The organism is Streptosporangium amethystogenes subsp. fukuiense, from assembly GCF_042665875.1.
GTDB lineage: Bacteria > Actinomycetota > Actinomycetes > Streptosporangiales > Streptosporangiaceae > Streptosporangium > Streptosporangium fukuiense.
In genome coordinates this window covers 9960394-9987183 of record NZ_JBHTEE010000001.1, presented here as the reverse complement: position 1 = coordinate 9987183, position 26790 = coordinate 9960394, and the positions used below count along the sequence as shown (strand labels likewise).

General features: G+C 71.3%; 19 protein-coding genes. 5 read left to right on the top strand and 14 right to left on the bottom strand.

Features of this window, described 5'->3' with window-relative positions; genetic code table 11:
- Positions 1-122 precede the first annotated feature (122 nt).
- From ACFQVD_RS44310 to ACFQVD_RS44285, 6 genes are all read right to left on the bottom strand, one after another.
- Positions 123-1829 (bottom strand): ABC transporter family substrate-binding protein, encoded by a 1707-nt coding sequence (locus ACFQVD_RS44310; protein WP_343979185.1) that lies wholly within the window; start codon positions 1827-1829, stop codon positions 123-125.
- A gap of 52 nt (positions 1830-1881) precedes the next feature.
- A complete protein-coding gene (locus tag ACFQVD_RS44305) occupies positions 1882-4068 on the bottom strand; it encodes an ABC transporter ATP-binding protein (protein ID WP_343979188.1) in 2187 nt (728 codons plus the stop codon).
- A gap of 4 nt (positions 4069-4072) precedes the next feature.
- Positions 4073-4981, bottom strand: coding sequence for an ABC transporter permease (locus tag ACFQVD_RS44300; RefSeq protein WP_343979192.1), 909 nt, complete (start codon positions 4979-4981; stop codon positions 4073-4075).
- Between the two features lie 7 nt (positions 4982-4988).
- On the bottom strand, positions 4989-5972 hold the full coding sequence (locus ACFQVD_RS44295) for an ABC transporter permease (RefSeq protein ID WP_343979195.1): 984 nt from the start codon (positions 5970-5972) through the stop codon (positions 4989-4991).
- A 123-nt stretch (positions 5973-6095) separates the two neighbouring features.
- Positions 6096-8459, bottom strand: coding sequence for an AAA family ATPase (locus tag ACFQVD_RS44290; protein ID WP_343979200.1), 2364 nt, complete (start codon positions 8457-8459; stop codon positions 6096-6098).
- Positions 8460-8807: 348 nt separating this feature from the next.
- A complete protein-coding gene (locus ACFQVD_RS44285) occupies positions 8808-9479 on the bottom strand; it encodes a hypothetical protein (protein ID WP_364154902.1) in 672 nt (223 codons plus the stop codon).
- A gap of 113 nt (positions 9480-9592) precedes the next feature.
- On the opposite strand from ACFQVD_RS44285, the gene ACFQVD_RS44280 reads away from it, so the two are divergent.
- From ACFQVD_RS44280 to ACFQVD_RS44270, 3 genes are all read left to right on the top strand, one after another.
- Positions 9593-10219: a hypothetical protein gene (locus tag ACFQVD_RS44280; protein WP_364154900.1), complete on the top strand. Its 627-nt coding sequence runs from the start codon at positions 9593-9595 to the stop codon at positions 10217-10219.
- A 714-nt stretch (positions 10220-10933) separates the two neighbouring features.
- On the top strand, positions 10934-12490 hold the full coding sequence (locus tag ACFQVD_RS44275) for an MFS transporter (protein WP_343979206.1): 1557 nt from the start codon (positions 10934-10936) through the stop codon (positions 12488-12490).
- Between the two features lie 79 nt (positions 12491-12569).
- Positions 12570-13292, top strand: a complete 723-nt coding sequence (locus ACFQVD_RS44270) for a DoxX family protein (RefSeq protein ID WP_343979209.1) — start codon at positions 12570-12572, stop codon at positions 13290-13292.
- Between the two features lie 125 nt (positions 13293-13417).
- Here the strand turns inward: ACFQVD_RS44270 and ACFQVD_RS44265 are convergent, their stop codons facing one another.
- From ACFQVD_RS44265 to ACFQVD_RS44245, 5 genes are all read right to left on the bottom strand, one after another.
- Positions 13418-14128 carry a VOC family protein gene (locus ACFQVD_RS44265; protein WP_343979212.1) on the bottom strand — a complete coding sequence of 237 codons (711 nt, stop codon included), beginning with the start codon at positions 14126-14128 and terminating at the stop codon, positions 13418-13420.
- 49 nt (positions 14129-14177) lie between these two features.
- Positions 14178-15581, bottom strand: coding sequence for a Si-specific NAD(P)(+) transhydrogenase (sthA, locus tag ACFQVD_RS44260; RefSeq protein WP_343979215.1), 1404 nt, complete (start codon positions 15579-15581; stop codon positions 14178-14180).
- Between the two features lie 305 nt (positions 15582-15886).
- Positions 15887-16132 (bottom strand): hypothetical protein, encoded by a 246-nt coding sequence (locus ACFQVD_RS44255; protein WP_343979219.1) that lies wholly within the window; start codon positions 16130-16132, stop codon positions 15887-15889.
- 56 nt (positions 16133-16188) lie between these two features.
- Positions 16189-17475 carry a serine/threonine protein kinase gene (locus ACFQVD_RS44250; protein WP_343979223.1) on the bottom strand — a complete coding sequence of 429 codons (1287 nt, stop codon included), beginning with the start codon at positions 17473-17475 and terminating at the stop codon, positions 16189-16191.
- Between the two features lie 37 nt (positions 17476-17512).
- Positions 17513-21052, bottom strand: a complete 3540-nt coding sequence (locus ACFQVD_RS44245; protein WP_364154895.1) for a WD40 repeat domain-containing serine/threonine protein kinase — start codon at positions 21050-21052, stop codon at positions 17513-17515.
- Positions 21053-21144: 92 nt separating this feature from the next.
- Here ACFQVD_RS44245 and ACFQVD_RS44240 point away from each other — a divergent pair, with 92 nt between their 5' ends.
- Both ACFQVD_RS44240 and ACFQVD_RS44235 read left to right on the top strand, forming a co-directional pair.
- Positions 21145-21480, top strand: a complete 336-nt coding sequence (locus ACFQVD_RS44240) for a hypothetical protein (protein ID WP_343979229.1) — start codon at positions 21145-21147, stop codon at positions 21478-21480.
- 302 nt (positions 21481-21782) lie between these two features.
- Positions 21783-21956, top strand: a complete 174-nt coding sequence (locus tag ACFQVD_RS44235) for a hypothetical protein (RefSeq protein WP_343979232.1) — start codon at positions 21783-21785, stop codon at positions 21954-21956.
- A gap of 139 nt (positions 21957-22095) precedes the next feature.
- Here ACFQVD_RS44235 and ACFQVD_RS44230 read toward each other — a convergent pair whose 3' ends face one another.
- The 3 genes from ACFQVD_RS44230 to ACFQVD_RS44220 all read right to left on the bottom strand — a co-directional run bounded on the left by ACFQVD_RS44230 (position 22096) and on the right by ACFQVD_RS44220 (position 26757).
- Positions 22096-22869 carry an SDR family oxidoreductase gene (locus ACFQVD_RS44230; protein WP_343979235.1) on the bottom strand — a complete coding sequence of 258 codons (774 nt, stop codon included), beginning with the start codon at positions 22867-22869 and terminating at the stop codon, positions 22096-22098.
- 4 nt (positions 22870-22873) lie between these two features.
- On the bottom strand, positions 22874-23734 hold the full coding sequence (locus ACFQVD_RS44225) for an RNA polymerase sigma-70 factor (RefSeq protein WP_343979238.1): 861 nt from the start codon (positions 23732-23734) through the stop codon (positions 22874-22876).
- Between the two features lie 200 nt (positions 23735-23934).
- Positions 23935-26757, bottom strand: coding sequence for a vitamin B12-dependent ribonucleotide reductase (locus ACFQVD_RS44220; RefSeq protein WP_343979241.1), 2823 nt, complete (start codon positions 26755-26757; stop codon positions 23935-23937).
- Positions 26758-26790: the final 33 nt, after the last annotated feature.

The window sequence follows — 26790 nt, the reverse complement described above, 5'->3', positions numbered from 1 at the left end:
CACTCCGCCCCCGACAGAAAGCACACCCGTCCCGCCGCCGGGTGCCTCCCCCAGGGTGTTCGGCCGCCCGAGGACCGTGAGACGCCCCGCCCAACCGGGCGCGGGCCACCGGCACGGCCGGGTCACCGGGTGAAGCCGATGTCCTGGTACCTCAGGTCGTAGAAGCCTCGGGCGCCGAAGTTGGCGACCGTGCTCTTGACCGCGACGTTCTGCGGTCGCTGGTAGAGCGTCACCACGTTGACCGCCTGCCAGATGAGCTTGTCGGCGGCGTTGGTATCGGCGATGGCCCGGCCGGGGGCGAGGGCGGCGGTCGCCTTGTTCATGGCGGCGTCGATCTGCGGGGAGCCGATGCGGCCGAGGTTGGCGTTCCACTGCCCGGTGTCGTCCGGGCGCCTGGTGGCGTCGGCGTACTGACCGTAGGCGCTGGAGACGGGAAACGGCGTGCCCATGTACGCGAAGGCCGTTATATCGTAATTGCCGGGAATTATGTATTTGGTGAAGTAGTCATCGGTGGGTACCGACTGGAGAGTGACCCCGACACCGATCTGGGCGAGCATGTCCTGGACGAGCTCGGCCTCGGACTTGGTGAGCTGCAGGCTGGATGGCAGGACGAAGCGCAGGTTCAGCTCCCTGCCGTCCTTCCTTCTGATCCGCCCCTCCAGCTTCCAGCCCGCGGCGTCCAGCTCCCGCCCAGCTTGAACCGGGTTGTAAGTACCGATCTCACCGGCGTTGTCCTGGTAGCCCTCCTGGGTGTTCATGAAGAAGTGGTTGTTCAGCAGGACGATCGGCCAGTCGAGGCCCTGAAGGTCGGACTGGGCGATGGCCTGGCGGTTGATACCCATCGCCACGGCCCTGCGCACCCTCTGGTCGGACAGCAGGGCGCTCTCGCCGTTCATCGTGATGTGCCGGAAGTCGGGTCCGGCCGCCTGCCGCACGATCGCGCCCGGGGTGGCCTTGACGCGCGCGTAGTCGGGCGCGGACGGACCGATGTCGAAGGTGTCGAGCTCACCGTTGCTGAAGGCCCCGACCAGCGCGTCGCTCTCCAGGGAACGGTAGATGATCTGGTCCAGCTTGGCCCGCTCTCCCCACCAGCGGTCGTCCCTGGCGATGGTGACGGTCTTGGCGGTCGGATCGAACGCGACGAACCTGAACGGGCCGGCGGTCACCGGGATGCGGTTCAACCAGGCGTTGTTGAACGCCTCGGGGGTGGCGTTGGTACTCCGGGGGTACAGCGGCGCGAACAGCGACTGCCAGTCGCCGAAGGGTTTGGCGAAGGTCACCACGACCTGGTGGTCGTCCTTGCCCCTGGTCACCTTCTCGATGTCCTGGTAGCCGGTGGTGCCGGCCACCCGGTAGTCGCCGTTGCGACCGTTCATCGCCTGCCACTGGGCCCGGTAGTCCTCCCAGGTGATCGGGGTGCCGTCGGACCACCTGGCACGCGGGTCGAGGGTCAGGGTGACGACCTGCTTGGGGCCGTCCGAGGTGACCCTGCCAGCCGACAGGTAGTCGGTGTTCGGGGAGATCTGCCCTTTGGCGTCGGAGCGGAACGGCGAGGGCATGAGGGCGTCCATGACCTTCTTGACCGTCGCCAGGTTGCCGTCGACATGGTTGAGGTTCCAGTTGGACGGATACTCGCCGAGCCCCCAGCGGAGCACCCCCCCGTCCACGACCCGGTCGCGGGCGACGGGGTTGACGTCGTAGGCCTTGATCGCCGAGATGGGCCCGCTCCCCGTCCCGCCCCCGCCACCGCAGCCGGTCAGAACCGGCGGGACCGCCAGGACCACGGCCAGCACGGTGGCGAGCGCGCCCACGCACCGGATCGATGTCACTGTTTTCCTCCCGGAGGATACGACTGGGCGAACAGAAGGGCACTCGGCTGGATCATCCGGCGCCGGACCTCTCGGCGAAGTGGCATGAGGCTCCGTGGTCGTCTCCGAGCCGGCGCACCTGGGGTTCCTCCTCCACGCAACGCCTTCTGACGGTCTCGTCGAGGGACCTGAACAGGGGACAGCGGGTGCGGAAGCGGCAGCCGGAGGGGGGATCGGCCGGGTTGGGCAGGTCTCCCTCCAACAGGATCCGCCTTCTGGACCGTTCCATGGCCGGATCCGGCAGCGGGACGGCCGACAGCAGTGCCCGCGTGTAGGGATGCATCGGAGCGTCGTACACCCGGCCGGCCTGCCCGATCTCGGCGATCCTGCCGAGGTACATGACCGCGACCCGGTCCGCGATGTGCCGGACCACGGCCAGGTCGTGCGCCACGAGCAGGTACGACAGGCCCAGGCGGGTCCTCAGCTCCTCCAGCAGGTTGAGCACCCCGGCCTGGATGGACACGTCGAGCGCCGAGACCGGCTCGTCCAGCACGACCAGCCGGGGCTCCAGGGCGAGGGCGCGGGCGATGCCGATGCGCTGACGCTGCCCCCCGGAGAAGTCCTGCGGATAGCGGGCGGCGTGGCCGGCCTCCAGGCCGACCATGCCGAGCAGCTCGCGGACCCTCGGCCCCACCTCGCGGCTGCCGTGCGTGCGCAGCGGCTCGGCGAGAATGTCGTAGACGGTCATCCTCGGGTCGAGCGAGGCCAGCGGGTCCTGAAAGACGACCTGCATGTCGCGCCGGACGGCCATCCGGTCACGGGCGCTCATCTGTGAGGTGTCGCGGCCCAGCACCGTGATTCCGCCGCTCTGCGGTGCGGCCAGTTCGAGGATCTCCATCAGGGTGGTCGTCTTGCCGCAGCCCGACTCCCCGACCAGGCCGAGCGTCTCCCCCTCGCGGATGTCGAAGCTGACACCGTCCACCGCGCGGACCGTGCCGACCCGCCGCCTCAGGAACCTCCCCCTCACCAGGGGATAGTGCTTGACCAGGCCCTCGACCGCGAGGACCACCTCACGCCCGCCATCCGGCCGTGGCGACTCTCCGACGACGGGACCGGGGCCGGGTACCTCCCCCGCGATGGCGCGCACACCGTAGATCTGGGCGGGCGACCACCCCTCCGCCTCGATCTCGCCGGAGCGGATGCACGCCGCGAGGTGGCCGGGTGAGCCCACGCGTACCGGCTCGGGTTCGGACTCGGCGCACGCCGGGACGGCGATCGGGCAGCGCGGCTCGAACGGGCAGCCCGGCGGCAGCGCCGCCGGTGACGGCGGGCTGCCCTCGATGGGCACCAGCGGCTGCTCCCGGCCGCGGTCAAGGCGCGGGATCGAGCCGAGCAGTCCCATGGTGTACGGCATGCGGGTGCGGTAGTAGACCTCGTCCACCGGGCCGACCTCGACGGGGCGCCCGGCGTACATGACGAGGACCCGGTCGGCGAACCCGGCCACCACCCCCAGATCATGGGTGATGACGACGATCGCCGCGCCCGTCTCCCGCTGCGCCGTCTTCAGCACCTCCAGCACCTGAGCCTGGACGGTCACGTCGAGCGCGGTGGTCGGTTCGTCGCAGAGGATCACGTCGGGGTCGTTGGCGATCGCCATCGCGATCACCGCGCGCTGGCGCATGCCGCCGGAGAACTCGTGCGGGAACGCCCTGGCGCGCTGCGCCGCGTTGGGGATGCCGACCAGGTCGAGCAGTTCGACGGCGCGTCTGGCGGCCTGCGCGGGGCCGATCCGCTGGTGGACGCGGACCGCCTCGGCGATCTGGTCGCCGACCCGGTAGACGGGGGTGAGCGCGGAGAGCGGGTCCTGGAAGACCATCGAGACGGTCTTGCCGCGGAACGCGGTGAGCGTCCTGTCCGGGGCGCCCAGGATCTCCTGTCCGCGCAGCCGCACCGACCCGGTGACGTGGGCGTGCGGCGGGAGCAGGCCCATCACGGCCAGCGAGGTGACCGACTTGCCGGAGCCCGACTCACCGACGATCCCGAGCACCTCGCCCGGACGGACCGCGTAACCCATCCCCCTGACCGCGCGGACCGCACCGGGGCCCAGGCCGAAGGTGACGTCGAGGTCGCGCACCTCGAGCACCGGGTCGGCGGGCACGGGGTCGCTCCCGGCCCTCAGCGGCAGGGGGTCGCCCCCGGCCCCGCGCCCGCCGGTCCGGCCGCTCCGGGATCTCGCGTCCGCGGTTCGCTCGCTTGTCATCCGCTCACCCACTCCTGCGGGCCGTGGGGTCGAAGGCGTCGCGCAGGGAGTCGCCGACCAGGTTCACCGCGAGCACGGTGACGATCAGCAGGCCCGCGCAGAACCAGAACGTCCAGGGGGCGTAGAGCGCCGTCTGGGCGCCGTCCGCGATGAGGCTGCCCAGCGAGACGTCCGGCGGCTGGATGCCGAAGCCGAAGTAGGAGAGGGACGTCTCGGTGAGGATCGCGGCGCTGACGTTCAACGTGGCGTCGACGACCAGCAGCGAGGACATGTTGGGGATGATGTGCCGGAAGATGATCCTTGTCGGCGGCACGCCCATGAACCTGGCCGCCTGGATGAACTCCCGCTCCCTGAGCGAGATGGTCATGCTCCGGACGATCTTCGAGGTCACCATCCAGAGGAAGAGCGCCAGCACCAGCACGAACATCGGCCACTGTCCCCCGGCGAAGAGCGGGGACATGATCGCCAGGATCAGGAAGGCGGGGAGCACGAGCAGCAGGTCGGTCGCCCAGGTCAGCGAACGGTCGGTCCAGCTTCCGAAGTATCCGGCGAAGGCACCCACCACGGCCGCGAGCGCGGTGCCGACCACCGCGGCGAGCAGGCCGACGACCAGGGACCTGCGCATGCCGCGCAGCGTGACCGCGTACACATCGGCGCCGGTCTGCAGGGTCCCCCACCAGTGCTCGGTCGACGGCGGCGCGAGAAAGGCCGTGAAGTCCTTGGCGGTGTAGCTCCAGCGGGTGAGGTAGGGGCCGGCGAAGGCCAGCAGGAAGATCAGCGCGAGGAGCGCGGAACCGGTCCGGCCCCGGCCGGAGCGCAGCAGGCGGCCCATGACCACCCGCAGCCGTGAGGGCGCCTTGATCCTGTCCAGGGACGCCCGCTGCTCGGTGAGCTCCTCCTCGGCGATGGTCATCTTCGGCTCACCCCACCCGGACGCGCGGGTCGAGGACGGCGTGCAGCACGTCGGAGGCCAACGCGGCCAGCAGCACCGCCAGCGCGGCGAAGCAGCTGATCGCGGCGACGGTGTTGATGTCGTTGGTGGAGATCGAGTCGACCAGCTGCTCTCCCACGCCGTGCCAGCCGAAGATCTTCTCGGTGAAGGTGGTGCCGACCAGCAGTGCCCCGAAGGTGAAGGCGAAGTAGGTGACCACCGGGATCAGCGCGGTGCGCAGCGCGTGCCGGGTCAGCGCGGCGCGGCGGCTCAGCCCCTTGGCCATGGCCGTGCGGACGAAGTCGGCGCCGAGCACATCGAGCATCATGTTGCGCTGGTAGCGGCTGTAGACGGCGGCCAGACCGAGCGAGAGCGACAGCGTGGGCAGCAGCAGATGCTGGATCCGGTCGATCCCGGCGGCGGCGGGCCCGCCCTGGAGCCCGGGGGTCGCCTCTCCGCTGACGAGGAGGATCTGGGCGCCGACGGCCTCGTTGAACCGGACCGCGGCGATGATCAGGATGTTGGCCAGCACCACCGTGGGGACCGCGAGGACGACGAAGGAGAGGGCTGTCGAGAGCCGATCGAAGGCGCCGTACTGCTTGACCGCGGCGTAGGCGCCGACCAGCACGCCGGTGACGCTGCCGACGAGAAGCCCGACCGTGATCAGGCGCAGCGTGACGCCGATCCGGCGCCCGAGGTCGTCACCGACCGAGCCGCCGGCCACCGTCCTGCCGAAGTCGCCATGTGCCAGGGCGCCCGCCCAGGTCAGGTAGCGCTCGAAGAGCGGGGTGCGGTCGTTGAGGTTGAGGTCGGTGAGGCGGGCGTCGACGACCGCGGGGGGGATCGGCGGGTTGCGGCCCTCGTAGTTGGATCGCGGGTCGAGCGCGGAGGCGGCCAGCATGTAGGCGAGGCTGGTGGCCACGACGATCAGCACCAGGTAGTTGAGCAGCCTGCGGGCAAGGAATCCCGCCATCTTTCCTCCTCCGGAGCCCCGCCGCTGTCGGTGACCATCTTGCTACACTCAGCGACCGATGGGCTGCATAGCGTACCGAATCGGAGGGATCTCGGTGGACGGTGACACCGGTCGGGCCCGGAATCACTTTCCGGAGAGTTCGTCCACGGCCGCGCGCAGGTCAACACTGGTGATGGTGGTCAGGTCGGCGGCGGTGGCGGTGGTGCCGCCCAGGGCGGCCAGGCGGACGTCCCTGCGCATCGCCGCGCGCTCGAAGAGCGAGCGCGCGAACCTGCCGTTGCCAAGGCCGTCTATCAGCCCCTCGTCGCAGACCCAGGCGAAGACCTCGGCCAGGTCACGCCGGGCCGCGTCGTCGAACCTGTCGCCCGAGGAGTCGGCGAGCAGCACCGCGATCTCGGTGAGCTCCTCGGCGGAGTACGAGGGAAACCGCACCCGCTGGCTGAACCTGCTGCCCAGACCGGGATTTGACGACAGGAAGGTGTTCATCTCCCGCTCGTATCCGGCCAGGATGATCACCAGCCGGTCGCGGTCGTCCTCGGCCCGCTTGAGCAGCGTCTGCACGGCCTCGGTGCCGAAGGCGTCGCCCCCGCTGTAGCCGGAGTTGACCAGGCCGTAGGCCTCGTCGACGAAGAGCACCCCGCCGAGCGCCCGATCGACCAGCTCGTTCGTCTTGATCGCGGTGGCGCCGAGGTGCTGGCCGACCAGGTCGGCCCGCTGGGCCTCCACCACGTCTGGCTGGGAGAGCAGGCCGAGCGCGGCGAAGATGCGGCCCAGGATGCGGGCCACCGTGGTCTTTCCGGTGCCCGGCGGCCCGGCGAAGACGAAGTGCCGCATCTGCGGCGGGGTGGGCAGCCCCCGCTCCTGACGCATCTTGGCCACTCTGAGCTGCGCGGCGATCGCGTGTACCTGCCGTTTGACCGGTTCGAGACCCGCCATGCGGTCGAGGTCGGCCAGCGCCTCCTCAAGGGAGGGCGCGGCCTGGTAGCCCCGGTAGCGGGCGGTGAGCTCGTCAAATGCCTTGACGACGTCCTCCAGGACCGTGGTGACCAGCTCCTCGGTGCTGGGCGCGCCGCCCGCCCCCACCACGCGCACGTCCCTGGCCTGCGCGGCGGCCTCCACGAGGCTGCGGACGAACCGGGCGTTGCCCAGGTCGTCGACCATCAGACGCCGGTGGATGTCCTCGAATCGGGCGAGCAGCGCGGGCGCGGCCTCCGGTGACATCCGGTCGCCCCGGCGCCTCTGCAGCAGCTCGGTGATCTGGAGCAGCTCATCGGGAGCGTAGCTGGGGAAGCGGACCCGGCTTGCGAACCGGCTGGACAGGCCGGGATTGGACGACAGGAAGGTGGCCATCTCCTTCTCGTATCCGGCCAGGATGACGACCAGCCGATCGCGGTCGTCCTCGGCCCGCTTGAGCAGCGTCTGCACGGCCTCCGCGCCGAACCTGTCCGGCTGGCCGTCACCGGAGTTGATCAGGCTGTACGCCTCGTCGATGAAGAGCACCCCGCCGAGCGCCCGGTCGACCAGCTCGTTCGTCTTGATCGCGGTGGCGCCGAGGAACTCCCCCACCAGGTCGGCCCGCTGGGCCTCGACCACGTAGGGGGTCTCCAGCAGGCCGAAGGCGTAGAAGATCTTCGCGACGGTCCTGGCCACGCTGGTCTTGCCGGTGCCCGGGGGACCGACGAACACGAAGTGCCGCATCGGCGGCTCGGTGGAGTATCCGGCCTCCCTGCGTAACCTGGCCGCCTCGATCGAGGCGGCGATCGAGCGCACCTGCTCCTTCACCGGGGCCAAGCCGATCATGGCGTCCAGTTCTCCGAGCGCCTCCTCCACCGAGATGGGCGGTGGCGCCTCCCGCTCGCCGGTCACCGCGGCGGGTGCGGGGGTACCGCCTCCGCGGGCCCTGAGCCCGGCCTGGCTCCGCTCCCCCGCCGTCAGCGCCGCCCGCGCCCGGCGGGCCTGGAGGAAGCGCTGGACGAGCACCCCGGCCGCCACCGCGTACGCGGCCCAGATGGCGGTGACCGGCGCGAGCCCGGGGATGACCGCGCCGAGCAGGACGGCCACCAGTCCGGCGGGCACCAGTGCCATGGCCGTGCTCACCCACGGGGTGACCCAGCGGATGAGGTGGGCCGCGCCGGCCACCAGGGGGGCGAGGATCACCAGCGCGGTCGGGACCGGCGAGTTCCAGCCGGACGCGCCCTGGAAGATCATCAGCACCGACAGCCAGGCGAGCACCACGAGCAGGGTGGCCGCGGCGCGGGGAAAGCTCAGGGTCAGCGCCGCGAAGCCGAGCAGCGTCAGGGTGACGAAGAGCGTGTTGAGCACCGACCAGCCGAGGCCGAACGCCAGCCCGACCGCTCCGACCAGCACCGCGATGTAGATCAGCCTGCGCAGAGGTGGCGAGAGCCGGAAGTAGCCCAGCCGCACCCGCTCGAACAGATCCCGTGCGGCCGCGCGCCCCGCCGGCTGGGCCCTGCTGGATTCCCGCATCACGCCTCCCCGGTCCGCCCCCGGTTATACCGCACCGGGGGGACGTTTGCGCGTGCCTGAGCGTCGCGCCACGCCGCCGCGCGGGCACGATCAGATATGTGGATGAGAACGGATGAAATCCACGCCCGAGGCGGCAAGCCCCGACCGGTGCCGCACCGGTGGCCACACCCTTCCCTGTGCCGTCTCCGCGCCCCGCGCGCGGTGGTTCGCGCCCGGGTGCCCGCCGGGTGGGAGTGCCAGGTCCCCGCACCCGTCCTGCCCGGGGAACCGGCCAGGTGACGGGCATGGGAATGTCACCGCCGGGCAAGGCGGTCCGCGCTCCCGACGGCCGCTCTTCCTGGGTGCGGCTCAGCCTCGGCGGGCACGGCCCTGGTGCCGGCCGGGATACTCGCCGACCACGACCTGCTTGGGGGTGATCCTCAGCAGGTCGGACTCGGTGTCGCCGATCGCGATGCCACGCACCTCGGCCCAGAGGCCGCGGCCCTGCGGGTCCGCGACGAAGACCGCCACCCTGGGGTCGCGCTCGGCGGCCTCCCACGCGTCGGAGGCGGCGATCAGGCGTAACTCGCCGCTCGGGCCGACCGAACTGACCGCGCCGACGGCCAGCGCGCGCGGGCCGCCGGGGTCGACGTAGGCGAGCACCACCCCCCGCGCGTAGGTGAAGGCCGCGCGCACCTCCCCGCTGAGCCCCACCGGCGGTGAGGCGTCGCCGGGCAGGCGGCCGCCACAGCCGTCGCACATGACCAGCGAGGCGCGCCAGGGACCGGGCGCACCCCGCCACCACGCCCGCACCGACCTCGTGGCGAACACCACCGACGAGACGGCCGGCAGCGCGGTTCCGGCCCGCCAGGCCCACTCGCCCGCCTGGCCGAGCCCGAGCATCATGGCCGTGGCCGCCGTGCCGAGCAGGAGCGCCGCCGCGGCGGACAGGGCCAGCGCCACCGCCAGCCCGCGGTCCGCCGCCAGCACCCTGCCGAGGCCCAGGGCGGGACCGGCCCCGCGGTACGCCCAGCCGAGCACGAGCGACGGCGAGCGCGGCGAGCGCCCAACGCCGTTCGTCCAGGACCGCCGTCACCAGCACCACCGCCACCGGCACCGACCAGGCCCGGCCCGCCACCAGCCAGAGGGTCACGTTGACGTCCCGCCGGGCCGTACGGTCGTCACCGGCCGCGGCGAACTCGGTCAGCGCCCTGACCGGCCGCCCGCGCCAGGCCTCGACGAGCACGCGCAGGACGAGCAGTACGGCGCCGTTGAGGAGCACCAGCCCGGCGAGGCCCGCCCAGAGCACTCCCGTGGCGTCCGGCGGCGGTCCGGCCAGGAGCGGTGGGGCCTCCGGCGGGAGCGTGGCGACGACCGCGACGTACGCGGCCACGACGACCAGGGTGATCAGGATCGACGTGCCGAGCCAGAGGTCGCGGGCGAGCATGCCGGGCACGTACGACCAGAGCCCGACCCGGTGCGCCTGCCTGAGGGTGATCACCAGGACGGCGAGCGGCACCAGACCGCCACCGATCCTCGCCACGCCTGCCAGGCCGAACCCGAACTCCGCCGCGCAGACCGCGACGAGGGCGACGGCCAGCAGGACGCGGATCTGCCGTGACCATGTCTCCAGGGCGCGCCTGGCCCGGCCCGTCTCGCGGGGGTCGACCGGCCAGGCGGGGTCGTGGTGGGCGCGTGGGCGCTCCCAGCGCAGCCAGGTCAGGCCGAGGTTGATCCTGGCGCCGGGATGGTCGGGCAGGCGGCGCAGCGCGTCGCGGTAGGCGGCCCGCGCGCGGGAGTACTCACCGCGCAGCAGCGCGAGGTCACCGGTGAGGACATGCGGGTCCGGCTCCTCCGGCGCATAGCGGACGGCCCTGGCCGCCTGTGCCCGCGACTCGCGCCAGCGGCCGGGCACCCTGCGCAGCGCCGCCCCCAGGCGCATCCGCGCGGCCCAGGAGCCCGGCGCGAGGCGTACCGCCTCCTCGGCGGCGGCCACGGCCTCCGCGTCGCGGCCGAGCCGCTCGAACGCGAGGCTGGCGAGGCGGTATCCCCAGTCGGCTCCCGACTCGGATCGGGGGTCGAGGTCCAGCGCCCTGCGGGCGGCCTCCAGCGCGGCCTCGGGATGGTCACGGCCCAGCAACGCGGCGGCCACGGCACACCACTGCCGGGGGTCGCCGGGATCCCGGGGCGGCGACACCGGGGCCGAGTCGCGCCCGCCGGACCCGCTCACCACGGCGGCTCACGGGCCTCACGCTGACTCCCCACGATCGCCATGGTCCGTGGGAGATCACCATTTGCCTAGATAACGGTATATGCCTGTATCTCTCTAGAGAGGTCACTCAAAGCGTCACCGCGAACACGGAATGTCGATCGATCGTGAGCGACAAGGTACACATATCCATGGAAATCCATCATCGAATGCCACCCCGCGCACTGCCGCACTTCGCCTAGGCTGCGACGTATGTTCGTCCAGGCTGACAACTCCTGAGCGGCCCATGACCACCATCATGGCCAAATCCAGGGGTGGGGACGGCGGCTCACCGGCACCCGGAGCCAGCCGGTGGTCGATCCTCGCCCTGCTCTGCTTCAGCCTGCTGCTGATCGCGGTGGACGCCACGGTGCTGCACATCGCGGTGCCCACGCTGACGGCGGCCCTGGAGCCGACCTCCGTGGAACTGCTGTGGATCATCGACGTCTACTCGCTGGTGGTCGCGCCGCTGCTGCTGACCTTCGGCACGCTCGGTGACCGCTACGGCCGCAAACGGCTGGTGCTGGCCGGATACGTGGTCTTCGGCGTCGCCTCGGCGGCGGCCGCGTTCGCCCCGACCCCGCTCGCACTGATCTCGGCCCGAGCACTGCTCGGCGTCGGCGGTGCCATGATCATGCCCGCCACCCTCTCCATCATCCGGCAGGTCTTCACCGACCGGCACGAGCGGGCGATCGCGCTGGGGGTGTGGAGCGCGGTGGCGGCGGCCGGGGCCGCGGTCGGCCCGCTCATCGGCGGGCTGCTCGTCGAGAAGTTCTGGTGGGGCGCCGTCTTCCTGATCAACGTCCCCATCCTGATGGTCCTGCTGCCCGCCGCGGTCAGGCTTCTTCCCGAGATCCCAAGGCGCTCGGACCGGCCGTGGGACGCGCTCAGCGCGCTGCTGTCGGTATTGGGCATCCTCGGCGTGGCCTTCGGCCTGAAGGAGACGGGTGCCGGGCATCTCGGCGGGGTGGCGGTCCTGCTGTGCGGGGTCTGGCTGCTGACCTGGTTCGTCCGCAGGCAGCGGCGGCTGGCCTTCCCCCTGCTCGACCTGGAGCTGTTCCGGCGACGGGCGTTCTGCGCCGGGGTGGGCGGCGTGCTGCTGACCGTCTTCGCCCTGGTCGGACTGGAGCTCATGCTCGCCCAGTACCTCCAGCTGGTCCTCGGTGACAGCCCGCTCGGGGCGGCCGTGCGGATGCTCCCGCTCATGATCGCCGCGATCGCGGGCGGCCTGGCCGGGGCCCGGCTCCTTCGGCGGTTCGGAATGCGCGCCACGATGAGCGGCGGGCTGGCGCTGACCGCCCTGTCCCTCGCCCCCACCCTGGCCTGGGGTACCGAGGGGCATCCGGTGGCCCTGACGTTCTGCTTCGTCGGCATCGGCTTCGGCATCCAGGTCGCCCTGCTGGCCGCCTCCGACACGATCATGTCGGCCGCGCCCGAGTCGCGCGCGGGCGGCGCCGCCGCGATCGAGGAGACCGCCTACGAGCTGGGTGCCGGGCTCGGGGTGGCGGTGCTCGGCACGATCACCACGGTCGTGTACGCCCCCTCGCTGGGCCCGGTCCCCGGCGTCCCTCCCGAGATGATGCACCAGGCCCGCCAGTCGCTCGCCTCCGCCGCGCACATGGCGCGGGAGATCGGCGGCGGCGTGGGAGACGCGCTGCTCTCCGCGGCCCGCGTCGCGTTCGTCTCCGGCCTGCACACGACGATCATGGTGAGTGTGCTCCTGCTCGGCTGCACCGCACTGGCCGTGATGCTCCTGGTACCCCACCGCTCCAAGGGAGACGGAGAGGGGAGTGACTCCTCGTGAGGGGTTTGGAAGGTCCTCGCTCGGTCATCTATCGGTCAAGCCTGGGCAGGAACGGTGAATCTAACCAGAATGAGGAACCGTGCGACGAACCCTCCATGATCTTGCCTCCCTGGCCGCCAGGCTGGGCGTGGGCGGGATCTTCTTCGCCAACGGCTGGCACAAGCTCGAAGCGGGCCTGACCGCCACCGCCGGGCAGTTCACCACCCTGGGGGCCCCCGCGCCGGGCGTGTGGGCCGCCACCACCATGCTGACGGAGCTCATCGGCGGCGCGCTGCTGGTGGCCGGGCTCGCCGTGCCCGCGTGCGGGCTGCTGCTGTTCGCCGAGGCCCTCGCCGTGTTCGTACTGGCCAGTGGCGAGACGGGCCTGCCGCTCACCGGGGGCGACGCCAAGCTGATCGTGGCACTCGGGGCCGCCTCCATCCTGCTGGCGGTGGGCGGCGCGGGCCGCCTGTCGGTCGACCACATGGTGGTGATCAAGCGCCGTGAGGCCGAGGCCGCCGAGGACTTCGCCGCCGAGACCGAGGCCGACGACGTCATCGCCGCGCTGCGCGAGCCGGAGACCCCTCCGGCGCCCGCCCTGCCCGCCGCCGGGAAGAAGCCCGCCGACACCGGCAAGCCCGCTCCGGCCACCTCCGAGAGCACCGTCGACACCGCGGAGTTCCCGGCCGCCGCCCGTCCGCGTACGCGTACCCGCAAGCCCTCCTCCGGTACCGCACCCGCCGCACCACCAGCGCCGCCCACCTCCGGCAAGGCCGGTGACACCCTCGTGGCGGGCAAGAAGGACGAGCCTTCCGGAACCTGAGCGGACGAATCCCGGAGGCCCGGCCGCCGCACGACCCACCGCGGTCGCGCGGGTGCTGCCTCGACACCATCACCGCCGACGCCGGGAGGCGACCGCGGAACCGCCGGCCTGACACCGGCCGGCCGTCAGTCCCTGCCCTGCCAGGTCGTCACGCACGCCTCGTTGCCCTCCACGTCCGCCAGCACCCAGAAGGAGGGCGCCTCGGCGTCGGACAGCAGCACCCCGCCCGCGGCCAGGGCGGCCTCGATCCGGTGGGGCGCCTCGTCGTGGGGGACCGAGACGTCGAGATGGATCCGGTTGCGCTGCGCCCGGGGCGCGGTCATCCGCTGGAACCAGATCGCCGGCCCCTGCCCGACGGGATCCACGAGCGCGCCCTCGCCACCGGAGGCTCCGGGCTCGTCGTGATAACCCATCACCGCCTTCCAGAACGGGCGGACGGCGGCGATGTCGATCGCGTCGATCGCGATCTCAAGGACCTGGACCGACCGCACCTCCCGGCCGCCCACGTCGGTGCCGGTGTTCAGCCCGAGCTCGGCCACGACCGCGGAGATCCGACCGGCGAGCTCGACCTCGACCGGCGTCACCGCACCGGTGACCGGTGAGCGCAGGGTCAAGACCACCCGGCCGGGGCGGACGTCCATCTCCAGGCTTCGCTCCCCGTCCGCACCGGCCACCGCCACCGCGCGCGCGACGACCTCGACCGCCCGCGCGGGCGATGCCACGGCCACCGACGTGCGCACCACGTCCAGGACGTAGCGCCACCCGAGATCGCCGACGGCGTCGGAGATCTCCCGTCGGCTCAGCCTCTTGTCACCATCCGGAACCTGCTGCGTCATACCACCATGATCGCAGCGCCCCTCCCCTTACGGGACCCCGTCTGCGTGCTCAGAGCTCGAAGCGGGCCACCCGGCGGAGTTTGTTCATCGCGTCCAGGGCGGCGACCTTGTAGGACTCGGCCAGGGTGGGGTAGTTGAAGACGGCGTCGACCAGGTAGTCGATGGTGCCGCCGCAGCCCATGACCGCCTGACCGATGTGGAGCAGTTCGGTGGCGCCGGTGCCGAAGACGTGCACGCCGAGCAGGGCGCGGCTCTCCGGGGAGACCAGGAGCTTGAGCATGCCGTAGGTGTCACCGATGATCTGGCCTCTGGCCAGCTCCCGGTAGCGGGAGACGCCGACCTCGAAGGGGACGTGGGAGGCGGTCAGCTCGTCCTCGGTGTGGCCGATGAAGCTGATCTCGGGGATGGTGTAGATGCCGATCGGCTGCAGGTGGTGGATACCGCGCAGCGGTTCCCCGCAGGCGTGGTGGGCGGCGATGCGGCCCTGCTCCATGGAGGTGGCTGCCAGGGAGGGGAAGCCGATGACGTCGCCGACGGCGTAGATGTGCGGCGCAGTGGTGCGGTAGTGCTCGTCAACCTGGATCCGGCCCCGGGCGTCGGCGGCCAGCTCCGCGTTCTCCAGCGCGAGCTCGTCGGTCATGCCGTGGCGGCCGGCCGAGTACATCACCGTCTCGGCGGGGATCCTCTTGCCGCTCTCCAGCACGGTCAGCGCCCCCCGGGAGCGGCGCTCCACGGCGGCGACGGTCTCGCCGAAGCGGAAGGTCACCGCCAGGTCGCGCAGGTGGTACTTGAGCGCCTCGACGATCTCCAGGTCACAGAAGTCGAGCATCCGGTCGCGGCGCTCCACCACCGTCACCTTGGTGCCCAGCGCGGCGAACATCGAGGCGTACTCGATGCCGATCACCCCGGCCCCGACGACCACCATGGAGTCGGGGATGTCCTGCAGCTTCAGGATGCCGTCCGAGTCGATGATGGTGTGGTCGTCGAACTCCACGGTGTCGGGGCGGGCCGGCCGGGTGCCCGTGGCGACAATGATCTTGTCGGCGGTGACCTTGGTCTCCTGGCCGTGCTCGTCGACGACGCCGACCGTGTGCGGGTCGACGAAGTGGCCCATCCCGCTGAGCATCGCCACGTGGTTGCGCGACAGCTGGCTGCGGATCACGTCGATCTCCCGGCCGATCACATGCTGGGTACGGATGCCCAGGTCGGCCGCGGTGATCTCGTCCTTCACCCGGTAACTCTGGCCGTACATGCCGCGCTGGTTGAGGCCGGTCAGGTGCAGGACGGCCTCACGCAGCGTCTTGGAGGGGATGGTGCCGGTGTTGATGCACACTCCGCCGAGCATGTTGCGCCGCTCGACGAGCGCGACGCGCCGTTCGAGTTTCGCGGCGGCGATCGCAGCCTTCTGCCCACCCGGCCCGGAACCAAGAACGATGACATCAAAATCCCACATAGGGCTCAGTGTGAACGCACGGGGCGATCTCAGCCAGAGTCGCGACTCCCGTGCTCACCGGGGAGGGCACCCCTGACCGTTTCGGACACCGGCGCTGCGGCAGGGAAACGACTCACCTGCCGGATGAACCCGGCGGCCCCTCGCCGGACATGATGAGCGGTCCGGACCGTGGCGGCCTTGTCGACACCGCCGTGAGCCGCCCTCTCCTCCGGCTTCGGCGCACCGGCACCTCGCCCCGTACCGCGTCTTGGGCGAGCGTCTTACCTCGTGGCGGCCTCACGCCGCCACGCCGTTTCGCTACCGCCCTACACCGCCGCCCCCACATGGTCCACGATCGCGGTCGCCCCCTCCTGGCGTGCGCAGTTGGCGCAGCAGAACCAGCGCCGACCGGCCTCGACGCCGTGCCCGACGATGCGGACCCCGCAGTGCTCGCAGATCGGTGCCAGCCGCTGGATCGCGCACTCGAAGCTGTCGAAGACGTGCACCCCGCCCCGGGTGTGCACCTCGAAGCTCATGTCGTAGTCGTTCCCGCAGGTTTCACAGGTCGCCATGTTTCCCCCCGAAAAATCGTGGCTTTCCGGTGCAGTCCTACCCAGGTATCCGCGAGTCAGACAATCCTTCCCGCCGCGATCGCCGCCGCGACCAGCGCGAACACCGCCGAGACGGCCAGCAGCGGGGGGAGCAGCCGGGCGGACCTCTCACGCGCCACGAGACGGGCACGGTTGGCGTCGATCCACTCCTTCAGGCGGGGCCAGGCGTAGGGCAGCGCCTGGTGGACCAGGTACGCCCTGTCTCCCCGGTGCTCGACCAGCCCCGCGAAGCCGTGCAGGACGTCCTCGGACCCGGCGGGGATTCCGGCCTCGCGGGCGACCGCCTGCCCGTCGGCGTCGATGACGACGAGCCTCAGGAACACCGCCGGCACGCGCTCCCGGTCCGCCGGGTCCAGCGCGGCGAACGCCGACTCGGCAAGCGCGCCCAGCCCCGGATCGTCGCAGGCCGTGCGAACCCTGGCCGCCACCTCGGCACCGGCCCGCAGCAGCGGGACCGTCTCGGACCCCGGCGCGTCCGTCCGGGGAACGGCCTGGCCGGCGGCCTGGCCGGCGGCGATCAGGGCGATCAGCAGGTCGCGGGCGGTGGGTCTGGCGCGGGGATCCTTGGCGAGCGCGGCAGCGGCCAGGGGCCGCAGCGGGCGGGGCAGCGGGCTCAGGTCGGGGTCGAGCGAGAGGATCCGGTGCATCACCGCGCCCAGGCTGCCCGCCGCGAACGGATCCTCGCCACTCGCGGCGTACAGCACGATCCCGCCCCAGGCGAACACGTCGGCGGCGGTACCCGCCTCGCCGCCGGTGAACACCTCGGGCGCCGTGTACGACGGCGCGCGTGGCCTGAGCCCGGTGGCGGTCAGCGCGGTTCCCAGGCCTGGGCTCAGCCCGAATCCGAGGACCCCGGGCCCGTCCCTGCCGAGGAACACCTTGTCGGGGGTGAGACCGCGGTGGACGACCCCGGCGTCGTGGAGGGCGGTCAGCGCGACGGCGATCGCCGTCGCGAGGGCATGCAGGTCGTCACCACCGAAGATCTGTCCGGCCCCGCGCAGGCTGGGGCCCTCGACGTACTCGCTGACGATGTACGGCCTGGGCCCGTCCAGATCCGCGTCCAGCACCCCCGCCGTGCAGAACGAGGCCACCCGCCGAGCCGCGGCGGCCTCACGACCGAACCGCTCACGCAACTCCGGATCACTCCCGGCGTCACCGTGCAGCACCTTCACCGCCACACGCCTGCCCACGGCGTCGTACGCCTCGTAGACCACACCCTGACCACCCGCACCCAACCGCCCCGCCAACCGGTAGCCGCCCAACCGCTGCGGATCACCCACGATCAGTTCCCGCGCCACTCTCATGGGGTGTTTGATGCGATCCTCGGATGAAAAGTTTCTTCTAACCGGGGCAAACGTTGCGATAGGGCAGGTCACCCAGGTAGGTGCGCCACTCCTCGCGCGCGAGGGTGCGGCCCGCGCGCTCGCAGACCGCTCGCGCCACCGCCTCCGGCTCGACCGGATACTCGTCCAGGGTGCCGGCCGAGTCGACGACGACCAGCCGGGCCCCGTCGTAGCTGAACGCCAGGGACCGGAACTCACCGCTCTGCGCGGCGATCGGCGGGCCGAGACGGCGTCCGGTCACCACGTCCCACAGCCCCACCGAACGGTCGTTCACCGCGCCGGCGACGACGTCTCCGCGAGGCGAGAAGGCCAGGATCGCCTTCGGGGCCGGTTCGCTCCTGATCAGGTTTCCCACCCGGTTCCTGCTCCGGGTCTCGAACACCGAGATCCGCCCGACGTTGTCGACCGCGGCGAAGCGGGCGCCGTCCTTGTCGAAGGCCAGCGCGGTGGTCGGGATGGTGACGGTGGGCGCGCCGTACGTCTCGCCGAACGGCTCGCCCGTCGAGGCGTCCAGCAGCCGGTGCTCTCCCCCCGCGACCGCCAGTGTCCTGCCGTCGGGGGTGAAGACCAGCCCGTCGACCAACTGCTGAGGCCTTGACCAGCGGAGTCTGCCGCTGGGCAGGTCCCACACGGTGATCTCCCCAACCGAGGCACCCGTCGAATCGAAGTAGAGGGTGTAGGAGGCCACCGCGGTGCCGTCCGCGCTGATCGCCAGGGCGAACACCTGTCCCGCTCTGGTCGTCTCGACGGCGGCGATCCGCTTGGCGGTGGCGACGTCCCATACGGTCAGCCGGGAACTGTCACCACCGGTGTTGGCCACCAGCCGTCCGCCGTCCGCGCTGAAGGCCATCGCGAAGGCGCCGTCGGCGCCTTCGGGCCCGACGTTCAGCGCGCCGGTCCGGGTGCGCCGGCGCACGTCGCGGATGACGATCTCACTTGCCCCCTCGTCCCTGGACGCGAGCAGCCGGCCGTCGGGGCTGAGCGCCGCCCAGTTGGTCCCGGGCCCCTTCAGCGGGGTGGGCCTGGTCAGCGCGCCGACGTCGAGGGTCGTCACCGAGTCCTCGGTGAGGTAGCGCAGCGTCCGCCCGTCCGGATCGAAGGCCACGATGGGCATGAACCCGTCGAGCTTCTGGGTGAGCAGGAGCCTGCCGTCCCCTACCCGCCAGACCCGCAGGGCCGTGTCGGTCACCGCGGCCAGGAAGCGCCCGTCGGGGCTGAAGACCAGGTCTCCCCCGGCACTCCCCTCGAAGAAGCGGTCTAGATCGGCCCCGGTGGACGCGTCGCGCAGTTCGAGCTTCCTGCCCCGGGAGACCGCGACGGTCCCGCCGTCCGGGCTGTAGGCCACCCGCAGTCCGCACCCGTTGCAGCGGGTGCCCAGCGGGATCTTGCGCAGGTCGTCCAGGGTGAAGGCCGCCGGCTCCCCGTCCAGTCCGCCGACGGCGATCCCACGCCCGTCCGCGGTGATGTCGAAGTCGACGCCCGCGGCGGGCGGGTACAGCTTCCTGCCGTCCAGGTGGTTCCAGACCGTGAGTCCCTCCCCCTGGGTCACGATGAGCCAGTCGTCGGACCGGCCGAAGAACGCCCCGGTGTCGCCCCCCGCGTCGCGTCCCTGGACGGCGAGGACCGCGCCGGTCGGCTTGCCGGTCGCCACATCCCAGAGCTTCAGCTTCAGGCCGCTGATCACGGCGAGCAGCCTGCCGCTCGGGCTCAGCGCGATCACGCGCAGGTCGTCACCGATCCCGGTGAGACCGCCGATGCGCCTGCCGGTCCGCACGTCCCAGAGCCGTGCCTCGCCGTCGCTCGCGCTGACGAGCGTGCGCCCGTCGGCGCTCAGCGCCCTGAGGGTGTGTATTCCCGCGGCCGGGTCGTGGAAGGTCGCCGTCTCGCGCTGGGTCAGCGAACCGGTCAGGCTCGCCCTGGCCTCGGGCACCGGTGCCAGCTTCCAGGCCGCCACGCTGAGCAGCATGGCCCTGACCGGCTCGGCGATCCGCAGCGCGTCGGCCGTCGCGGCGAGCCGGGCGGCCGTCGCCTGGTCACGCTGGGAGGCGATGACGGCGCTGCGCGCGTCGGCCACCCTGCTCTGCTGCACGGCGAGCACCCCGGCGACCAGCGCGGCCGTCAGCAGCACGGCCAGCGTGCCGGACAGCACCCGGCTCCGGCGGGCGCGGCGCCGGGTGAGGGCGGCACCCGCCTCCAGGAAGTCCCGCTCGACCGGGCTGAGCGTGATGTTGCGGCGTCCGGTGGCCGCCCAGCGCATGGCGTTCTCCAGGCTGCTGCCCTGGAACAGGTCGCCGTCCCGGTGCCCCTGGGCCTGCCAGCGCCGCGCCGCGGTCAGGATGCCGCGGTGCACGGCCAGACCGTCCCGGTTGGCCTGGACCCACATGCGCAGCCTCGGCCAGGCCTGCGGCAGCGCGGGCCGCGACAGCCAGACCTCCTGGTCGTCGTGGGCGACCAGGTAGGAGAACACCTCCACCAGGCGCCGGACCGCGGCCACCTCGCCCTCCTCGCGCCCGTCGAGGAGCTCGGCCCACCGCGCCTGCCGTACGACCAGCTGGTCGTCGTCGGTCACGGTGACCAGTCGCAGGAAGACCTCGGGGGCGATCTCGCGCTCGGCCGGGCCGAGCGCGACGTAGGCGTCCTCGGCGAGGGTGCCGAGCGCGGGGTCGGCGGAGGCCGCGCGGATCTGGGCCCCGGCGTCGCTGCCCGCCGCCAGCAGCCTCGGTGTGTCGATGGCGCCGTCCCCGCTGACCAGGGCGAGCAGCAGGTCCCTCGCGGTGGGCCGCGCGGCGGGGTCCTTGGCGAGGGAGGCGGCGACGAACGGCCGCAGGTGCTCGGGGAGCATGTCCAGCTGGGGCTGTACCGACAGCACGCGGTGCATGATCCCGCCCAGGCTCTCCGCCCGGAACGGGTCGGCACCCGTCGCGGCGAAGACCATGATCCCGCCCCAGGCGAAGACGTCGACGGCGGCGCTCGCGCGCTGGCCCATGAAGATCTCGGGGGCCATGTAGGTCGGGGTGCCCGCCACCATGCCGGTCGCGGTCAGTGACATGTCCTCGGTGCGGGCGACGCCGAAGTCGATCACGCGGGGACCGTCGGGACCCAGCAGCACGTTGTCGGGCTTGAGGTCGCGGTGGATGACCCCGGCCTCGTGGACGGCGGTCAGCGCGGTGGCGATCGCCGTGGCGAGACGGTGCAGGTCTCCTCCGGTGAAGCGGCGCCCCTCGGCGACGGCCCTGCGCAGGCTGGGGCCCTCGACGTACTCGCTGACGATGTACGGCCTGGGCCCGTCCAGATCCGCGTCCAGCACCCCCGCCGTGCAGAACGAGGCCACCCGCCGAGCCGCGGCGGCCTCACGACCGAACCGCTCACGCAACTCCGGATCACTCCCGGCGTCACCGTGCAGCACCTTCACCGCCACACGCCTGCCCACGGCGTCGTACGCCTCGTAGACCACACCCTGACCACCCGCACCCAACCGCCCCGCCAGCCAGTAACCGCCCAGCCGCTGCGGATCACCGTCGATAAGTGTCGCGCTCAACTCACACTCCGTTCAACGGCAGATTGGACGCCCCCGAGGACGGCGAAGTTCGCGGAGTGCCGAACATTCCGAACATGTCTCGCCCTCCTCGCGTGCACGGTGACGAAACTCTCGCGGCCGGCGTGGCCCGTGGCCCGCTGGGCGGCCTCGACGAGGCCGGGAACACCGACCAGGATGCCTGCTTCCGGCCGGCCGGGGAGGACCGTTCGGAGATCGGAGACGTCACGGGCCGGCCGGTCGCCAGATTAGCCGGGCCCGCACCGGACGTGCCGCGTTCGGCGCGCGTCCGCCGCGAAAAACACGTCGTGCCGTGGCGGCCGGAGATGCCGGCGGCACGGGTCGTGACGATCCCGGCGATCAGCGTCCAACCTCAGGCCGCCGTCACGGTAAGCACATGCCTAGATTCCCTCCGTAGCCAAACCGGTTGATCCAGAGGGCGGGAGCGGACTAGGTTGGCTCGTACGGACTTTCGCGCGTGCCGGGCCCACCAGCCTCGGGCACGCCGGTGTCAGGCGACGCATAGCATGGCGAGCCCGAGGAGGGGAGGAAGATCATTCGACGCGTCAGGATCATCCGGCGGCGGCGCGCACATCGCCCCGCCCGCGCCTCCGGTCTGGATCTGAGATCTCCCTCGGGTCGCCCACTCCCCTATTGACCTGGTCTTTACGGCAGTCTTATGCGGCGATCTGTAGATATTTCATATAACGGAACCATCACGCCGGGGGGCTCAATGAAGAGACTTGTGGTCGTGCCACCATATGTCGCACGGCTCAAGATCAGGGATATTCGTTCCGCGACACGCCGTGGAGTGACCGGCGACGCCAAGGTGGTCGATCTCAGCGCCTACACGGGCCGCAACGTTCTGCGCTTTCCACAGACGAGCGGCCCCACCTCCGCCGCCTGACCACCATCGCGAAAGACCCGCCCGGGCGGGTCTTTCTCCGTTTCCGGCTCCTTTCCGTGCGCGGTCCGGCCGCCGGCCTATTCGCCGCCCGGTGCCTTCCGGGTGCGGAACGGCACGCGCGCGGTGGAGGCCGTCTCGTTCATCGTCCCTCCGATCCCGCCTCGTACCCGCTCCGGCCGGCGGCCGCGGAGACGAAGTCCGCGAAGGTCCCGCGCCCGTCGGGGTGGTCGGGCGCGAGGTGCACTCCGCGCCGGAAGGCGGCGGCGACCCTGCCGGGTACGGGCAGCGGCATGACGAGCCCGCGCCTGCCGGTGACCCGCAGATAGGTCCGCGCCGCTTCGGCCGCGCTCACGATCTCCGGGCCGCCCATGTCGGGCACCCGCCCGGCGGGTGCGCCCAGCGCCAGCTCCACCATCCGCTCGGCGACCTCGGTGACCTCCACCGGCTGGACGTCCGTCCCGGCCGGGACCGGCATGACCTTCGACTTCGCCAGTTTCACCAGCTTGAGCACCACCAGATTGTGGAACTGTGTCGTGCGCAGGATGGTGTACGGCAGTCCCGAGTCCTCGATCAGCTTCTCGACCTCGTGCTTGTGCCGGTAGTACGTGTACGGGTGCCGGTCGACGCCGACGATGGAGATGTAGACCAGATGGGCCTCGGGAGGCGTTGCGGCGATCAGCCGCCGGGCGGCCTCGACGTCCGCCGAGGAGTCGCGCGGGTCGCTCGCGAGGTGGATGACCGTATTGACCCCGCCGAGGGCGGGGCCGAGTCCCGCCCCCGTCGTCAGGTCTCCGATGTGGGGCCCGCGCGTACGGCTCAGCACCCGGGCCGGAAGACCGGCCCTGGCGAGGCGGTCCACAACATGGCGGCCAAGGACTCCCGTACCACCGGTTATCAGAATGTTTTCTGTCATACCCCTACGAACCGGCGACCTCTTTCAAATGTGACAGCTTTTCCGGATTGAGCACGACACGCAGGCCGACGACGGTCTCGGCGGAGACCTCGATCACGAAGATCGCGATGACCTCTCCCCCGTACCGGAAGAGAACCGCGTCCTGACCGTTGACATCGGCATGGGCGAACTCCGCCTGCCCGTACCTGCCGGCGATCCCGGCGAGGTAGCGGACGACCTTATCCCTGCCGGTGATCGGCCGCAGCGCGGCGCGCACCTTGCCGCCACCGTCGGCCCAGACGACCACGTCGTCGGCGAGCAGCCGCTCCAGCCCCGCCAGGTCGCCGCTCGTGGCGGCCGCCAGGAACCGTTCCACGATCCTGCGCCGCTGCTCACCCGGGGCGTCGAACCTCGGGCGCTCACCGACCCCGCGTCGGGCCCTGCCGTACAACTGGCGGCAGTTGGCCTCGGACAGATCGAGCACCTCGGCGATCTCGCGGTAGCCGTAGGAGAACGCCTCCCGCAGCACGAAGACGGCCCGCTCGGCCGGGGTGAGCCGCTCCAGCAGGAGCATGAAGGCGATGGACACCGCGTCGCGCTGCTCGGCGGTCTCCATCGGACCGAGCGCGCCGGTCGGCGCGGGCTCGGGGAGCCAGAAGCCGACGTAGCGCTCGCGGGTGGCGCAGGCGGCGGTCAGCCGGTTGAGGCAGAGGTTGGTGACCACCTTGGCCAGCCAGGCTCCCGGGGAGCCGATGTGCTCACGCTCGGCGCCGCTCCAGCGCAGGTAGGCATCCTGGACGACGTCCTCGGCCTCGGCCGCCGAGCCGAGCATCCGGTAGGCCAGGCCGAACATCCTCGGTCGCTCCGCCTCGAACTCCTCGATCACCCGACCAGGGTGCCAGACGGATCGGAGACCCCCGCCGCCGCCCTCGCACGACCTCGCGCGCGGTCACAGACGGCGGCGGGAGGACGCGGCGGCCATGCCCACCGGTGGCCGGCCCAGCCGTACCCGACGATCCGGGGAGCCGACCTGTCATCGTCGACTCCCCGCATCGATCCGCCATCTCACGTTGGATGGCGCTGGAATCAGCTGCAGCCGCTGGTGGAGCCGCAGCCCTCGCAGACGTAGCAGCTGCCCGCCGGGCGCATCTTGGTGCCGCAGGTCATGCAGAGCGGCGCGTCGGCGGTGCGGCCCTGGTGGGACTCCAGGGAGCCGGCCACCCGGGGGGTCTCCACCGGCACCGCTTCGGCTCGGCTCTGGAGCTCCTCGATGGGAGCCGAGGTGGCGAGCTCGGCGATGACCTCGTCGGCGTGGATCGGGGCCGGGTCCTCACCACGCTGCTGGGCGGCGCGCTCGGAGGCGGAGAAGATACCGAGGGCGGCGCGGTCCTCGTAGGGCAGGTGGTCCAGGGCCAGGCGGCGGAAGATGTAGTCCATCACCGAGGCCGCCATCCGGATGTCCGGGTCGTCGGTCATGCCGGCCGGGTCGAAGCGCATGTTGACGAACTTGCCGACGTAGGTCTCCAGCGGCACCCCGTACTGCAGGCCGATGGAGATGGCCACCGAGAAGGCGTCCATGACGCCCGCGAGGGTCGAGCCCTGCTTGGACATCTTCAGGAAGACCTCGCCGAGGCCGTCGTCGGGGTAGGAGGAGGCGGTCATGTAGCCCTTGGCGCCGCCCACGGTGAAGCGGGTGGTGGTGCTGGGACGCTGGTTCGGCATCCGGCGACGGGTCGGGCGGCTGATCTCCACGACCTGGATCTCCGGCTCGGCGACGGCCTCCTTCGCCTCGGTCTTCCTGCCGGCGGCCGAGAGGGGCTGGCCGACCTTGCAGTTGTCGCGATAGACCGCGAGGGCTTTCAGGCCGAGCTTCCAGCCCTCCATGTAGACCTGCTCGATGTCCTCGATGGTGGCGGACTCGGGGAGGTTGACGGTCTTGGAGATGGCGCCGGACAGGAACGGCTGGGCCGCGGCCATCATCCGGACGTGCCCCATGGGTGCGATCGCGCGCTCGCCCATGGCGCAGTCGAACACCTCGTAGTGCTCGCGACGCAGGCCGGGGGCGTCGACGACGTGGCCGTGCTCGGCGATGAACTCGACGATCGCCTCGATCTGCTCCTCCTGGTAGCCCAGTTGCCGGAGCGCGCGCGGGATCGTCTGGTTGACGATCTGCATGGAACCGCCGCCGACGAGCTTCTTGAACTTGACCAGGGCGAGGTCGGGCTCGATGCCGGTGGTGTCGCAGTCCATCATCAGGCCGATGGTCCCGGTGGGCGCGAGCAGCGAGGCCTGGGCGTTGCGGTAGCCGTTCTTCTCACCGAGCCTGAGGCACTCGGCCCACTGCTTGGAGGCCTCGTGGTGGATGTCGCCGTCCATCTTCTCGAACGTGCGCAGGGCCTCGTTGGCGTCGTTGTGCTTGCGCATGACCCGCTTGTGCGCGTCGGCGTTGCGGGCGTAGCCGTCGTACGGGCCCACGACCGCGGCCAGTTCCGCGCTGCGGCGGTAGGAGGCGCCGGTCATCAGCGAGGTGATGGCTCCGGCCAGGGCGCGGCCGCCCTCGGAGTCGTAGGCGTGGCCGGTGGCCATGAGCAGCGCGCCGAGGTTGGCGTAGCCGATGCCGAGCTGGCGGTAGGCACGGGTGGTCTCGCCGATCTTCTCGGTCGGGAAGTCGGCGAAGGTGATGGAGACGTCCATCGCGGTGATGATCAGCTCGGTGATCTTCACGAAGTTCGCGATGTCGAAGGTGTCGTCGTCCCTCAGGAACTTCAGCAGGTTGATGCTCGCCAGGTTGCACGAGGAGTTGTCCAGGTGCAGGTACTCCGAGCAGGGGTTGCTGGCGGTGATGCGGCCCGTCTCGGGGCTGGTGTGCCAGTCGTTGATCGTGTCGTCGTACTGGACGCCGGGGTCGGCGCACTCCCACGCGGCCTTGCCCATCTTGCGGAACAGGCTCCTGGCGTCGATCTTCTCGATGACCTCACCGGTGAGCCGGGCACGCAGGCCGAACTCCTCGCCCTTCTCCACCGCGCGCATGAACTCGTCGGAGACGCGCACGGAGTTGTTGGCGTTCTGGTACTGGACGGAGACGATGTCCTTGCCGCCCAGGTCCATGTCGAACCCGGCGTCACGGAGGGCGCGGATCTTGTCCTCCTCGCGCGCCTTGGTCTCGACGAACTCCTCGATGTCGGGGTGGTCGACGTCGAGGACCACCATCTTGGCGGCACGGCGGGTGGCGCCGCCGGACTTGATGGTGCCCGCGGAGGCGTCCGCTCCGCGCATGAAGGAGACCGGGCCGCTGGCGGTGCCGCCGCTGGAGAGAAGCTCCTTGGAGGAACGGATCCTGGAGAGGTTGACGCCGGAACCGGAACCGCCCTTGAAGATCACACCCTCTTCCTTGTACCAGTCGAGGATCGACTCCATCTGGTCGTCGACGGCCAGGATGAAGCAGGCGCTGACCTGCTGCGGCGACGCCGTGCCGACGTTGAACCAGACGGGGGAGTTGAAGCTGAAGACCTGGTTGACCAGAGCGTGCTTGAGCTCGTGGTCGAAGATCTCCACGTCCTCCTCGGCGGCGAAGTAGCCGTGCTCGACCGCCGTACGGGTGTAGACGCCCACCACCCGGTCGATCAGCTGCTTGAGGCTCCACTCCCGCTGCGGGGTGCCGACCGCGCCGCGGAAGTACTTGGTGGTCACGATGTTGGCGGCGTTGACCGACCACGACTCGGGGAACTCGACGCCACGCTGCTCGAAGTTGACCGAGCCGTCGCGCCAGTTGGTCATGACGACGTCGCGGCGCTCCCAGGACAGCTCGTCATAGGGGTGCACGCCTGGGGTGGTGAAGATGCGCTTCATCCTCAGGCCCTTGCGCGGCCGCTTGCTCCCACGTGCCACCGCGCCGGCGGTCTCCGTCATGACTTCCCCCTCCTGGGGCTCCGCGAGCCCTCA

Coding starts and splice junctions, on each gene's coding strand:
- ACFQVD_RS44305 (WP_343979188.1), bottom strand. CDS start 4,068: ATGACAAGCGAGCGAACCGCGGACGCGAGATCCCGGAGCGGCCGGACC.
- ACFQVD_RS44300 (WP_343979192.1), bottom strand. CDS start 4,981: ATGACCATCGCCGAGGAGGAGCTCACCGAGCAGCGGGCGTCCCTGGAC.
- ACFQVD_RS44295 (WP_343979195.1), bottom strand. CDS start 5,972: ATGGCGGGATTCCTTGCCCGCAGGCTGCTCAACTACCTGGTGCTGATC.
- ACFQVD_RS44290 (WP_343979200.1), bottom strand. CDS start 8,459: ATGCGGGAATCCAGCAGGGCCCAGCCGGCGGGGCGCGCGGCCGCACGG.
- ACFQVD_RS44275 (WP_343979206.1), top strand. CDS start 10,934: ATGACCACCATCATGGCCAAATCCAGGGGTGGGGACGGCGGCTCACCG.
- ACFQVD_RS44265 (WP_343979212.1), bottom strand. CDS start 14,128: ATGACGCAGCAGGTTCCGGATGGTGACAAGAGGCTGAGCCGACGGGAG.
- sthA (WP_343979215.1), bottom strand. CDS start 15,581: ATGTGGGATTTTGATGTCATCGTTCTTGGTTCCGGGCCGGGTGGGCAG.
- ACFQVD_RS44255 (WP_343979219.1), bottom strand. CDS start 16,132: ATGGCGACCTGTGAAACCTGCGGGAACGACTACGACATGAGCTTCGAG.
- ACFQVD_RS44250 (WP_343979223.1), bottom strand. CDS start 17,475: ATGAGAGTGGCGCGGGAACTGATCGTGGGTGATCCGCAGCGGTTGGGC.
- ACFQVD_RS44235 (WP_343979232.1), top strand. CDS start 21,783: ATGAAGAGACTTGTGGTCGTGCCACCATATGTCGCACGGCTCAAGATC.
- ACFQVD_RS44230 (WP_343979235.1), bottom strand. CDS start 22,869: ATGACAGAAAACATTCTGATAACCGGTGGTACGGGAGTCCTTGGCCGC.
- ACFQVD_RS44220 (WP_343979241.1), bottom strand. CDS start 26,757: ATGACGGAGACCGCCGGCGCGGTGGCACGTGGGAGCAAGCGGCCGCGC.